This window comes from Polaribacter filamentus, assembly GCF_002943715.1.
Classification (GTDB): domain Bacteria; phylum Bacteroidota; class Bacteroidia; order Flavobacteriales; family Flavobacteriaceae; genus Polaribacter; species Polaribacter filamentus.
The window spans coordinates 990,869-1,003,731 of the sequence record NZ_MQUA01000013.1 but is presented as its reverse complement, the minus strand read 5'-3'; the positions used below and the strand labels follow the sequence as shown (position 1 = coordinate 1,003,731).

Genomic DNA, 12,863 nt, shown 5'->3' with positions numbered 1-12,863 from the left:
ACAAATTATGAAAACTTTAAAACGAATACTAAAATACATTTTGATTCTAACTATATCATTAGCTATTTGGACTTTTATTATAGTAACAGGAACATTAAAAGGATGGTGGCATACACCCATCTCTCAAAGTAATACCGGTGATGGATTCATTGAAGCTGTTAAACAAAAAACACAAAATGAATTTGTTGGTAATTTTGCGGTGGTAACCCTAGAGAATGGTAAAATCTCAAATGAATATTATACTTCAAAAGGAGCAGCAGTTAATAGAAATACCGTTTTTCAATTAGCTTCTTTAAGCAAATGGATTTCCGCCTATGGAGTTATGAAACTTGTTGAAGAAGGTAAGTTAGACTTAGATATGCCGATAAATAAATATTTAACTAGGTGGCGTTTGCCAGAAAATGGATTTAATAATGATAGTGTAACCGTTAGAAGGCTATTAAGTCATACGGCAGGTCTAACAGATCAATTAGGATATTCAGGTTTTGATCATATTGAAGATGCGCAAAGTCTCGAGGAATCGTTAACAAAAGCAAGTGATGGCGATGAAGGAATATCTGGAGAGGTTAAAGTTGGTTTAGAGCCTGGTACAGAATTTAAATATTCTGGAGGCGGGTACACTTTACTTCAATTAATTGTTGAAGAAGTTAGTGGTCAGTCATTTTCAGAGTATATGAGGAGTTCTGTTTTCTTACCGTTAGGGATGGGGAACACGAGTTACCAGTGGGAGGATATTTCAAACAATCATTTAGCCGAATTTTACAATGCTGATGGTTCTGTGGCGAAGCATTACCGATACACATCATTGGCTGCTACTTCATTATACTCCTCTATTTCAGATTTGCAAATATTCTTTAATGCAAATCTAAATAATACCACCAATTTAGTTTTAAGCAAAGAAACGATTAAAAGCATGAGAGAACCGCAAGCCTCTACCATGGGTATGGATATTTGGGGTTTGGGAACTATTCTATATGCCAAAAAAGATGGAGATTATATAATAGGACATGACGGCAAAAGTACACCGCCAATAAATACAGCTATTAGGCTAAATCCAATAACTGGAAACGGGATTATAGTGTTGGAAACCGGAAATACACTTTTGGCCTCTTCAATAGCGAGTGAGTGGGTTTATTGGTCTGAAGGTAAAATAGATTTGGTTCTTTTTACAATGAAGAAAGATTCAATGGTCTCAACAATTTTAATAGGATGGTTAGTCATAATAATTCTGCAAATTATTATTGGTGTAATGAGATATTATAAAAGAAAAAAAATTAGACATATAAAATGAAAAATGATAAAAACAAAACAGCTATAATTATTGGAGGTACAAGTGGTATCGGATTGGCAACTGCTAAAGCCTTATTGAGTGACGGAGTAATAGTGCATATTGTTGGTAGAAATATTGATAAAGTTGAGGACCTAAATAATTTAATCAAACATCGAGTCGATATTAAAGATGGTGATCAGGTAGCTAAATTTATCTCAGATATTGAGACACTAGAATCTATTGATTATTTAGTTAACGCTTCTGGAATATTTCTACCAAAATCATTTTTAGAGCATACCATTGAAGATTATAATTCTTACTTAGACTTAAATCGTGGCTTCTTTTTTATAACACAAGCTATCGCTAAGAAAATGAAAAAGGCTAATGAAGGCTCCATAGTAAACGTTGGTTCTATGTGGGCAAAACAAGCTGTAAAAGCAACGCCATCTTCTGCATATTCAATGCAAAAAGCAGGCTTACATTCTTTAACTCAGCATTTGGCTATGGAATTGGCCGACTTTAATATTAGAGTGAATGCTGTTTCGCCTGCTGTAGTTAATACACCCGTTTATCATGGCGTATTTGGAGGAAGAGATGAAGCTGAAAAAGCTTTGGAAGGATTTCACACTTTTCACCCTATAGGTAGAAATGGAACACCCGAAGATATTACAAATAGTATTTTGTTTTTGTTGTCTGATAAAGCATCATGGATTACAGGTGCAATTTGGGACATAGATGGAGGTGTAATGGCGGGAAGAAATTAATTTCTATAAAAAATAATTTAAACGATCATGGTATGAACACAACAGAAGCAATTCAAAAAAGACGGTCTATACGTCATTATGACCCAGCATTTAATATTTCTGAAAAAGACATTAGAGAACTTATTGCGTTAGCAATGCTTTCAGCAACCTCCTATAACATTCAACATTGGAAGTTTGTTGTTATTACAGATCCAAAGCTTCGAGAAGCAATAAGAGCAGCATCATTTGACCAATCACAAGTAACAGATGCTTCATCTTTAATTCTTGTATGTACAGACATCAAGGCTTGGGAAAAGGATATGCCAAGGAAATGGAAAGATGCACCTAAAGAGGTTAGCGATTTTATGGTAGCTAGATCAAAAGTGTTTTATGAAAGCAAAGACCAATTACAACGTGATGAAGCCATTAGATCCGCATCGTTTGCTGCACAAACATTAGTGCTATCCGCGATTTCTAAAGGCTATGAGACTGGTATTATGATAGGTTTTGAACCAGAAAAGGTTGCCAAACTTATCAATCTGCCTAATAATTTTATCATTTCAAATTTTGTAGTCATCGGAAAAGGAATTGAAGAACCATTTTTACGAGGAGGACAGTTACCAATTGAAGAGGTCTTAATTAAGGATAGATTTTAAGGAATGTAAATGTACAGGCTAATTTATAAAAATTTAATCCGAGTGTATATAAATAAACTTTAAAGATTATGAATAGAAGGTTACTAGGAAATATCTTAATTATAACATTTTTAATTCTTTCAGTATCAGGGATATTAATGTATTTTATACCCTTTGAAAGGAGTGTGGCGTCAATGCATACTTTTTTTGCTTTACTTTTTATATTGGGAATGGTATTCCATATTAGAAATAACAAAAAACCACTAACAAATTACATAAGTGGTGAAAAACAAAAATCGTTTAAAAAATTTCAAAGTCTATTTATTTTTCTAATTATTTTGTTAGTTTCTATAGGTGTTTATTTTGACGCTCCAATTTTAAGTTCTGTTTATAATTTGGGAAATGAAATTAGAAATAATCAAATAGGTAAGTCAGAGGAAACTTTTGATTATCAAATTATTGAATTGGATAAAAAGATAGGTAGTCATAAAATTAACATCGAATTAAAAAAAGGTGAAGGTTTTCAATACCCTTTGTTTGCTGTTTGGGTAGAAGATTCCATTGGTAATTATATAGAAACTTTATATATATCAAGAGTAATCTCTTCAAGCACATTTGATTATGGAACAAAGATTGGTAAAAAATGGGCGGCAGCCATTAAAAGAAGGCCAGAAGCAGTTCCATATTGGTCTCATAAACGTGGTATAAAAGCTTCGGATGGTCTTTACGTACCGCTTAATAATTCTCCAGATTTGGATGCTGTTTCTGGAGCGACTCCAACAAGTAATTTTATTTTAAAATCTAAAAGTAGCTTTGAAAGTTCAACTAATTATAAAATATTACTCGAGGTAAATCAATCATATGATTGGAACGAATATTATACGAACCATAAATTCCCCAATGATTTAATTTACTCGGGAACTGGTCAAGTAGGACAACCTTCGTTAATTTATTCGGTTGAAATTAATTCTGATGAATTTAAATCAACATCTCATTATATAATGAAATTGATTGGACATGGACATTGTTTTGACCCCTATAAAACAAGAGTATTCTTTTAAATTTCGATTATTAATTAAGCGGTTAATTTTTTCATTATAATTAGGTTTTTATCAGCATTCCATTTTTCCATTGGTGTTATTCGTCCCAACAAGCCGTGTAGCCTTCTATTGTTATAAAATTTCACATACCGTTTTAGTATCTGTTCTATTTCTCCAAAATATTGATAGTCGAACCTTTTAAAAACTTCTTTTTTTAATATTCCGTGATAGGCTTCTATATGTGCATTTTCCTCTGGTGTTGCAATGTGTGTAAATTCTTGTTGTACTCCTATTAAGCCTAAATATTCACGTACATTTTTTGCTATAAATTGGCTTCCATTATCACTTCTAATGACTACATTATTAGGGTAATCATAATTTTCAAATAACTCAGAAAGTAGCGCTATAACCTGATTTTGTTTAATATTAAAGGAAAAATAGTCTTTTAATATTCTACGTGTGTGAACGTCTATAATTGAGAGTAAATAAGCATTCTTTCCTACACTTGGGATCCAAACCATCTTTATATCCATCTCCAAGCATTCTAAAGGTCTAGAAGTGTAAACCTTTCTAAACTTTACAAACTTGCGTCCAGAACCACTTCTGTCTATCCTATTATCAAGCTTCAATAGACCTTCTTCTTTCATAATTCTATATAGCTTTTTATGATTGATAGTGTAACCATCTCTACTTAAATAGCTGGTCATTAGTCGATATCCACAATCTATAAATTCGTGTTTTAAAATCTCCTTTACAGCCGCAACTACAACATTTTGTAATACAAACCCTTTAGTCTTGTGAAAAGTCTCTGTAGAAGGCTTATTTCCTTTTTTACCCCCACTAGGCACTCTATAATAACTACTCGCTACAATACCTACCATCTTTATGATCTCTGATTTACTGCACTTGTATTTTTTATAAGTTGTATCTACTAAATCTTTCTTGGATCGGACGTCCCAAACTTTTTTTTTAAAAGCTCACGTTGCACTTCAAGCTCGATTTCTCTGTCGCTCAACAATTTTCTTAACACTCTATTCTCTTCTTCAGCTGCTTTAAGTTCTTTACTTTTAGTGTTATAGGTGACTTTTAAACCTGCTTCACCTTTGTGTTCAAACTTCTTTTTCCAACTGTAGAAAGTGCCAGTACTCACGCTGTATTTTCGGCAAGTTTCAATAATTCCTATTTCTTCTGAAATAGATAGTATTTCTAACTTCTGTGCTAAGGTCCATTTCTTGTATTTCATATCTCAAATATATTAGTTTTGAAATTTAAAATATCACTCCGAACTTATTGGGGGCTAAAATAGACATCATTCAGGAAAAAACGGAGAATTGTATACAGATTTAAGGAATATAACAACAGCTAGGAAGATTGCTGAAAGAGTAATATTAACTTTAGAATAAATCTATAAATGATAAATTTTGATAATTATACCATAAGACCATTAGAAATTAATGACTTAGTAAAATACTTTGATTTGGTTGGCAGTATCTCATAAACTGTGTAAGTTTCAAAATCTCAGGATTATATAATCCTAAGATTTTTTTATTAACTTATAACTTTAAACACAGTAATTATGAAACCAGAAGAAATTTTAAATGATGATTTTTTAAAACAATTTGAAAATGGAGCTGCTCTTACTAGTTTTTTAGAACAACTTCAAAAACGCGGAATAGAAAAGATTTTAGAGGGCGAATTAGACGCTCATTTAGACTATGAAAAACACCAAAAACGAGTTGCTAATAATGCTCGAAATGGATACTCTAAAAAACGTTTAAAAACTACTTTAGGAGAAACCCAAATAGAAGTTCCTCGTGATCGTGAAAACAGCTTCAATCCCATGCTTATAAAAAAACGCCAAAGCAGCGTTGAAGGATTAGAAAATATTATCGTTTCATTATACGCAAAAGGAATGAGTGTTAGTGATATTGAATCGCAAATACACGAAATGTATAACTTTGATATTTCTACATCGACCATTTCAAGAATAACCGATAAAATAACTGGAGATATCATTGCCTGGAGAAATAGACCTCTAGAAGAACTCTATTTAATTGTTTGGATGGACGGTATTGTTTTTAAGGTCAGAGAGAACTCAAAAATCATTAACAAAACGGTGTACATTGCAGTAGGCTTGCGCACTGATGGTAAAAAGGAAGTGTTAGGACTATGGCTAGGGAAAACCGAATCTTCCGCATTTTGGATGGGTGTTTTAACCGATATTAAGGCACGAGGAACACAAGACATCCTTATTACTGCAACCGATAATTTAAATGGATTTACAGACACTATAAAGACTATGTTCCCCAATGCTGTAACTCAAATATGTGTCGTTCATCAAATTAGAAACACGATGCGATATGTTGTTTGGAAAGATAAAAAAGCATTTGTAAACGACATGAAACAAATCTATACAGCACCCACAAAAGAGGCTGCAAAAGCGGCGTTAGAAGACTTTAAAATCAAATGGAATTCGCTCTCAATTTAAAACCAGCATATTTCATAAAACGATTAATAGAATGGTAGAAAGTAAACCAATATATCAAAATCAAATAAAACAGATGCTAAGCGTATAACTCAATCTTTTTTATTCAATTCTTTGATTATTGCTTTCAACATTTTTGGAACAATTAATTTATGGAAAGGTCGAATAGGTAGAAAATATAGTCTTCCAAACCAATTATTAAATTTAACAGTTGTGGATATTGTAACTTCTTTTTTTATTGGTTGAGTATTTAAGTTTTCTGTTAACAAAGAAATCCTAAAATTCAAGTGTTTATCATCTTCTCCCAGTATCACTTCATTTTCAGTTTTATTAAATACTTTAAAGAGACCTAATCGTTCATTTGGTTCACATTTGAAATTGTTTAATTGTTGTTGCCTGTTATTTATCTTATTACCAGTTTTAAGTCCAAAAATAGTTACAATTTTGTTTCTAAGAACAAATAATATACCAACCCATTTTGGTCCAGAAGCAAAGAAGGCTTTTACTATATCAGTAGAATGAATTTTATTTTCCTTATCGATTAGAACTCCTTTATAACTGTCAGAATAATCATACTCTTTATGATTTGTATTTAATATTGAATTTTCAGGAAATTCAGTTTTAAGAATTTTCATTATTCTCTTATTTAGTTAATTATATGAAGATTATAAGGTATGACAGAACATAACAAATCAAGGTTATTAATATTCCGATGAAAGGAATTTTAAACCAATACTTTTTTGCTAACCAAACATAAAAACCAATTGTTAGAATATTAAATAGAAAGAAGAAGTGGTCGGATTGAAAAAGAGTAAAATATTCTAAAGCCAAATAAAAGTTTATAATTCCAATAAACATTGCTCCACTACTATGACTGGCATTAAATCCTATCCACGCTTTCCATATTGTGGTTTCTTTTGTAAGATTCAGGTGAGATGATTTCATTTCATCAATTACATTTTTATTTCTTGAAGAAAACTTATCAGAAAAAAAGTGTGTAAGAGATGTAAGGTTCCAAGAATTACAAGAATTGATGACCCAAATTCCCAAAGATATTTTGCATACATAATATTATTTATTTAAAAATGATTTCTCGTTCTTTCGTTTTTCCAAATGACCGCTAACGTTTGGTATATGAAAAGTAGGCGATTTATAAGCACAAAACTTTCAGTTAAGCACTTACTTTGACACGAGCTAGAATGAATTAATTAACTACTATTCCGTCTATTTTTTATATACATTGTTAGCCTCTGTTAATTTTTTCTTTAGTGCCTCAATTCTTTCTTTATAGGAATCATCTCCACTTATTTCATATGCTTTAGTTACAAATTTTATAGCCTTATCATTATCCCCATTTCTTTCATAATAATCGGCCATAGAATCGTAGCTATTTGGGCTATTTGGGTAATACTCAATGGTAAGTTCAAAAAACATCTTAGCTCTTTCCATTTGATCCATATCCATACTCATGTAACCCTGCATATTTATTAAGAATTCGGGAAAAGGAGGTACTGCGTAGCCGAAATGCGTTTCAAGTTTATGTTGTCGATACCTAACAATCTTATTAATTTCATCTGCAGTGGTAGTTGGCATATTATATTTGTCAACATTTTCCATCTGGTACCATTCAAAAACAGAAATTAAACCATCCATAATGGAAGGAAAGGAAATAGTACCATGTAAATCTCTTGGATAAAACTTCCATTCAAAAGCTAATTGATTTTGCTTGTTTTGATTCAATATTTCAGAAAAAGCAATATTAGATCGTGAAAATATGGTAAAGTCTGTTGTGTCTTTTTTTATTTCATTTAAGGGCATCCCTGAACCTCCCAGAGACATAAATAATGACTTCCCTTTGTAATCAGCACTTAAAACTTTATCTTTTGCTTCCTTAATTAATCGTTGATTATCCCAATCCAAACTAGGATCAATCGCCAAATAATTGGAAAACAACTCTGGGTGATGAATTAGTGTGTAAATAGTAAATAAGCCTCCATAAGAGTGACCAATTAACGTTCTAAAATTAGTAACAGGATATTTATTTTCTATAAAAGGAATCAGTTCTGTCTCAATGAATTTACTAAAATTAGCAGCTTCTCCGTTTTCTTGTTTAAAAGGACTTCCATACATCTCAGTTACTTTTGAAGTTGTTAAGTCACGCATTCTGTTTTTATCGTTTGAAATGCCAACAATAACCATTTCGGGTGCAAAGCCACCACTATAATAGTTTTGTACATCATTCACTGTAGGGAGAAATACTTCACCATCTAAAACAAAAACTACTGGGTATTTTATGTTTTCATCGGGTTTGAAATCCGCAGGGAGTTGTACATAAATTTTTCTAGTTTCTTTTAGCGTATTAGAGTAAAGACTATCAATAGCACCTACTTTTTGTAAAAACTGTTGGTTTTGATTTGTTTGTGAGTTTGCAAATTGTTGTAAGAAGATAAAAAGTCCTGTAATTAATACTGTTTTAATGCTATTTTTCATTTGTTTGTGTTTAATTGTTAGTTAACTGCATTATGATTTTGTTTCAAGAATACAAATAATATAAACGTCATGTTGTTAAAGTCCGTCCACAAATTGCCGGAATGAACTCATAAATAATTCCTGCTCTTCTATATATCCTTCATGAGCGCTATTTTCGAGGATTACCATTTCTTTGTTTGTAAATTCAGGGCCACCAATGCTATTAAATGCATCAAATCCCATTTCAATAGTGTTTACTCCATCGTGTCTGCCCCAAATAATTAATGTAGGAATTTTAATTTTGGCCATTTGCGCACTTAGATTTAATTCCAATATGTTAAAGCGCTCAGCAAGATATTGTCCATTAAAGAATATTGCCAGCGAAAGGTATGAATTCATAACTCCCGCGGCGCTTACCTCAGGGCCTTGCACTACTTGATCTGGATCGTAGCGATAAGCATTTGTATTAACCAGATAGTCGTCATATTTAAAATAGTTGTCAACTATTGTCATATCGGGAACTGTTGCACACCAGTCACGTGCTTCCGTCCAATAGTCAACATTTACACCACTATCTATTTGTTCCTGCGCGTAATTCTTTACAAATACTACAGATTTTGGAAGTCCCTCAACCAAGTTATGCCCACTATCCATGTCGATAAATCCGGCCACTTTATCCTGAAAATTGCCGGTACTCAAATATGCGCTTCCCAGTGCACCGCCCCAGCTTATTCCATACAAAACAATTTTAGGATAGTTATGACGCACATTAATCGCATCTATTACAAGATCAAGATCATCTACAAATTGCTCAACAGTAAATGTACTCCGATCTGGATTACCTTGAGATAGCCCTGATGCACGCTGATCCCAATAGGCAAAGGCATAATCATTCTCCAACTCTTTCGCTACCGGAAGAAAAGATGATAGCGAAGCATTACCGCCGGGTCCGCCATGCACAAAAAGGATAAAGACATTCGATTCGATATTTCCTTTTATATAAACGGGCATTTCCGCTCCTGCATTTTTAACGAAGAAATGATCTCCAACATAGAAATTTTCTTTTTCACAAGAGCTGATGAAAAATACTGTTGATAGAACAAATATTAAAACAAGATATCTCATAATAGTTATTTTTTGAATTTATAGGTAAATCCCACTTTTGCTGCTACATGTGGTATAAAAGTATGATTAACAGCTGATTGCAAATAAGCTTCAGCTCCAATATGAATACTAAACGGTAAATTAGCTTTCCGGCTTCTATCCCAACCTAGCAATACCGAAAAAGTGGGCATAAAATGAGCGTGGCCCCAGTTAGGCGCTTTTTCTACACCTCCATCTGCTGACCTTTGATAAATCTTTCCGGCTGGAAATGAGTGCATGTATCCCGCGCCTAAATTTAAATCTACGAACATGTATGAAATAGGAAACCTTGTTCCAATAGAAGTTTTAGCAAATAGTGCCGTATTATTCCATCGATGCCAATAGCCCCCTAATTCTGTATCCCAATGAACGGTCACCCAATTTTTAGATGATAGTGTATAATCAATCCCAAGACTTATGCCCGGATGCAATACCAATTCACCAAAGTAATCGAATTTAACAGCAACTCTTTCATTATGTATTATTCGTGAGAATAGGCCTTCCCGGTTGGTATTTTTATCCATCCTTTGCTGCGCCATTATCTGGCTTTGACATTGTCCCAGTGCGATCATGAAAAATGTTACAAAAATCTTTTTTATCATTTTTTTATGGTTTATTCTAATAATCATGTGTATGACTATTTACTCAAGAGAGAAGGTTTTGGTAATAACCGCCTCAAATTTTCATTAGTAAATTAGTTGCTTGACGAAATTCATAACTTTCAATGTTGCTTAAAATCTTCTTCTTCTAAATTATTGCTAATTCTTAAGTAAAGATTTTTTATCAAATTTAATTCTGTTTCTCAAATTGACTTCTTATACCATCTTCTTTATTGTCAAGGCTGCCGCAAAAGTTTCATTATTTTTAAATTGATCAAAATAGCCATCTAACAATTGAGTCTTTAGGTGCTCTTGAGTTAACTTAGCAACCTCTGGAAACACATAATAATCATTCATTAATTTTGAGAGACTTTGAATTACGTTTTCTTTATATTCCTTGGTAAATGTTTTATCCTGTGCTATGGATAAACTCATATTAAAAACAAATACTATAAACAGTATAGATAATCGGGTATTAACTTTCATTTTTATCATTTAGTTCTTGGTTTTGTTTCTCCTGAACACAAGGCATTGTGTTAAGTATAATTGATAGTAATAAGTTTTTTAATGTTTTCATTTGAGGTTTGATAAAATTTTATTCAAGGTAATGTCAAGCTGAATTAATTCTTCTTCTGTAATCCCTGAAAATGCTTTTTTTCTATTGGCCACTATCACAGGCTCCAGTTTGTTTAATACATCTTTTCCTTTGGGAGTAATTTCTATTTTAAATCTCCTGCGATCTTCATTATTCATTGATCTTTTGAGGAATTGTTTATTAACCATGAGGTCAATCATCCGGGTTAGTGAAGCATTATCCTTAAAAACCAATTCCGCTATTTCTTTTTGGTTTAATTCAGGGAAAGAATTAAGATATTGCAGGATTAATTTTTGATCAATGGTGATATCATCAACCACTTTTAAAAAATTATGATTTGCGAATTTTCTATAACTTTTTATGGTTTTTTCAATGGTATAAAAAACTGTTTTAGATGGAATCTTCATATTTATATATTTGATGCAAATATAATTGATGTATCAAATAAAAAAATATTTCTTTCTTTTTTTAAATTTTCATCAGGATTATTTAATTTACGAGTTGACAACATGTTTGCGTAAGATTTGTGCAACTGGAAAATCGGAGATTTTTTGGTTGTAGCAAATCGTTTGTTAAATGTTTGTTAGTTCATTATTTAATTTAAATCTAAGCCTAAATTTAATGAGGTATTGGTTGCTGGCTTTTATTACTCCGCTTTCGGTTTATACTCTCCGCTTTAAAATTTATGGAACCATCTTTTAATATTAATCCCTTATTAGATATTGTTATTTTTAAATCTTGCATCCCACCATTTTGATGCCCATTGATGAAAAATTCATTTTTACTTATTGGAATTAAATATACCTTGTCAATAGGATTTGTTTTAACGGAATCATCCATAAACATTCCTTGTATTTTATGGTCAGGATTTATACTTAATACAATTCCGATATCAACTGTTTCAAAATGAAATCTGATATGAACATTTTTAACTTCATCTCCTTCAATTTTATAAATATTGTAGGACATAAATTTACCGGCATTTTGTAAAAAATTAGACCACATTCCTTTTAATTGGCCTAATCCATGCCAACCCATCATAAGTGCCTTTATAAGCAGATAAAAGATGATCCGTATTGTCCAAATATGCCACAACCCAATTCAAACTTTTAGGAGCATTTTTCTCAAAAGTCTGAGAAAGAGCTTTGAATTCGGTTTTAATAAGTGAGTGCTCCATTTTACCTAAGGAAAGAAATATTTGATTGGTTAATTTTTCATTCTTAATTAAGAAATCGCTTAAAGCTGTTGGCAACTGAGGAGAATAGTGAACAGAGGGACTTAGAACTATATAGGAAGAAAAAGATTCAGGGTATTGCATAAATAATTGTAAAACAAATAATCCTGAGAGTGAATGACCAATGATAAATCGACCACTGTTAGTTCTGTAATTATTTTCAATATATACGAGTGCTTCCTCTCTTATAAACTTTGAGTAATTTTGAGCTTGTTGGCTTAACTCCAGACTGTCATCCTCCTTAAATGGGAAATTATCATCACTGTAGTTTCCGTTATGAGGAAGTCCCACAACGATCATGTCTTCTAATCCATACCTAGAGGCTTGAATATCAAAGATACTACTCGCCCAAGTAAAATTATCCTGATTATTTAGTGTAATCAAAACAGGATAATTTTTTAATGAGTCTTTGTAATAACTCTCAGGAAGGCGAATCATCACCTCTCTTGTTTCATTCAACGCCTTTGATTCTAATTTTATAATCTTTATACCGTGGTTCGCAAATGCAGTGAAGGAGTTAAAAACTATAAAGGCAATAATTACATTTCTAATCATATTCAATTACTTTCTATTCATAAATAAATCAGCCATGTTTTAAATTGTGGATAACTCTGTTCTAGATTCATATCATATACGTCTTAAATTAACAA

14 protein-coding genes and 3 pseudogenes are annotated in these 12,863 nt (G+C 32.1%); 6 read left to right on the top strand and 11 right to left on the bottom strand.

Annotated elements, in window-relative coordinates; all coding sequences use genetic code 11:
- Positions 1-7: 7 nt before the first annotated feature.
- The 4 genes from BST83_RS06675 (at position 8) to BST83_RS06660 (ending at position 3,709) form a co-directional block, all read left to right on the top strand.
- Positions 8-1,291, top strand: coding sequence for a serine hydrolase domain-containing protein (locus tag BST83_RS06675; RefSeq protein WP_104809111.1), 1,284 nt, complete (start codon positions 8-10; stop codon positions 1,289-1,291).
- Positions 1,288-2,034 (top strand): SDR family NAD(P)-dependent oxidoreductase, encoded by a 747-nt coding sequence (locus BST83_RS06670; RefSeq protein WP_104809110.1) that lies wholly within the window; start codon positions 1,288-1,290, stop codon positions 2,032-2,034. Before BST83_RS06675 ends, BST83_RS06670 begins: the two co-directional genes overlap by 4 nt.
- A gap of 32 nt (positions 2,035-2,066) precedes the next feature.
- Positions 2,067-2,669 carry a nitroreductase family protein gene (locus BST83_RS06665; protein ID WP_104809109.1) on the top strand — a complete coding sequence of 201 codons (603 nt, stop codon included), beginning with the start codon at positions 2,067-2,069 and terminating at the stop codon, positions 2,667-2,669.
- Positions 2,670-2,737: 68 nt separating this feature from the next.
- On the top strand, positions 2,738-3,709 hold the full coding sequence (locus BST83_RS06660) for a DUF4405 domain-containing protein (RefSeq protein WP_104809108.1): 972 nt from the start codon (positions 2,738-2,740) through the stop codon (positions 3,707-3,709).
- Between the two features lie 14 nt (positions 3,710-3,723).
- Here BST83_RS06660 and BST83_RS06655 read toward each other — a convergent pair.
- Positions 3,724-4,581: pseudogene (locus tag BST83_RS06655) on the bottom strand (IS3 family transposase); the annotation flags it as partial.
- A 38-nt stretch (positions 4,582-4,619) separates the two neighbouring features.
- The gene (locus BST83_RS06650) at positions 4,620-4,931 is read right to left on the bottom strand and encodes a transposase (RefSeq protein ID WP_104809106.1); all 312 of its coding nucleotides are present in this window, start codon (positions 4,929-4,931) and stop codon (positions 4,620-4,622) included.
- A gap of 333 nt (positions 4,932-5,264) precedes the next feature.
- Here BST83_RS06650 and BST83_RS06645 point away from each other — a divergent pair.
- Positions 5,265-6,164, top strand: a pseudogene (locus BST83_RS06645) (IS256 family transposase); the annotation flags it as partial.
- Positions 6,163-6,264, top strand: a pseudogene (locus tag BST83_RS06640) (IS1595 family transposase); the annotation flags it as partial. The pseudogenes BST83_RS06645 and BST83_RS06640, both read left to right, overlap by 2 nt.
- Before the next feature lies 1 nt (position 6,265).
- On the opposite strand, the gene BST83_RS06635 reads toward BST83_RS06640, so the two are convergent.
- The 9 genes from BST83_RS06635 to BST83_RS06595 all read right to left on the bottom strand — a co-directional run bounded on the left by BST83_RS06635 (position 6,266) and on the right by BST83_RS06595 (position 12,768).
- Positions 6,266-6,808, bottom strand: a complete 543-nt coding sequence (locus BST83_RS06635; protein WP_104809105.1) for a DUF2867 domain-containing protein — start codon at positions 6,806-6,808, stop codon at positions 6,266-6,268.
- Between the two features lie 19 nt (positions 6,809-6,827).
- Positions 6,828-7,223, bottom strand: coding sequence for an LIC_13387 family protein (locus BST83_RS21700; RefSeq protein ID WP_104809104.1), 396 nt, complete (start codon positions 7,221-7,223; stop codon positions 6,828-6,830).
- A gap of 174 nt (positions 7,224-7,397) precedes the next feature.
- Positions 7,398-8,663 carry an alpha/beta hydrolase-fold protein gene (locus BST83_RS06625; protein WP_104809103.1) on the bottom strand — a complete coding sequence of 422 codons (1,266 nt, stop codon included), beginning with the start codon at positions 8,661-8,663 and terminating at the stop codon, positions 7,398-7,400.
- Positions 8,664-8,738: 75 nt separating this feature from the next.
- Positions 8,739-9,767: an alpha/beta fold hydrolase gene (locus BST83_RS06620; RefSeq protein WP_104809102.1), complete on the bottom strand. Its 1,029-nt coding sequence runs from the start codon at positions 9,765-9,767 to the stop codon at positions 8,739-8,741.
- Positions 9,768-9,772: 5 nt separating this feature from the next.
- Positions 9,773-10,324, bottom strand: a complete 552-nt coding sequence (locus BST83_RS06615) for a hypothetical protein (RefSeq protein WP_146092130.1) — start codon at positions 10,322-10,324, stop codon at positions 9,773-9,775.
- A gap of 276 nt (positions 10,325-10,600) precedes the next feature.
- Complete coding sequence (locus tag BST83_RS06610; protein ID WP_146092129.1) at positions 10,601-10,819, bottom strand: hypothetical protein; 219 nt, start codon at positions 10,817-10,819, stop codon at positions 10,601-10,603.
- A 138-nt stretch (positions 10,820-10,957) separates the two neighbouring features.
- Positions 10,958-11,386 carry a MarR family winged helix-turn-helix transcriptional regulator gene (locus tag BST83_RS06605; protein WP_104809099.1) on the bottom strand — a complete coding sequence of 143 codons (429 nt, stop codon included), beginning with the start codon at positions 11,384-11,386 and terminating at the stop codon, positions 10,958-10,960.
- A 211-nt stretch (positions 11,387-11,597) separates the two neighbouring features.
- Complete coding sequence (locus BST83_RS06600; RefSeq protein ID WP_170062752.1) at positions 11,598-12,020, bottom strand: hypothetical protein; 423 nt, start codon at positions 12,018-12,020, stop codon at positions 11,598-11,600.
- Positions 11,974-12,768: an alpha/beta hydrolase gene (locus BST83_RS06595; RefSeq protein ID WP_104809097.1), complete on the bottom strand. Its 795-nt coding sequence runs from the start codon at positions 12,766-12,768 to the stop codon at positions 11,974-11,976. The genes BST83_RS06600 and BST83_RS06595 overlap by 47 nt, the downstream gene beginning before the upstream one ends.
- Between the last annotated feature and the right edge of the window lie 95 nt (positions 12,769-12,863).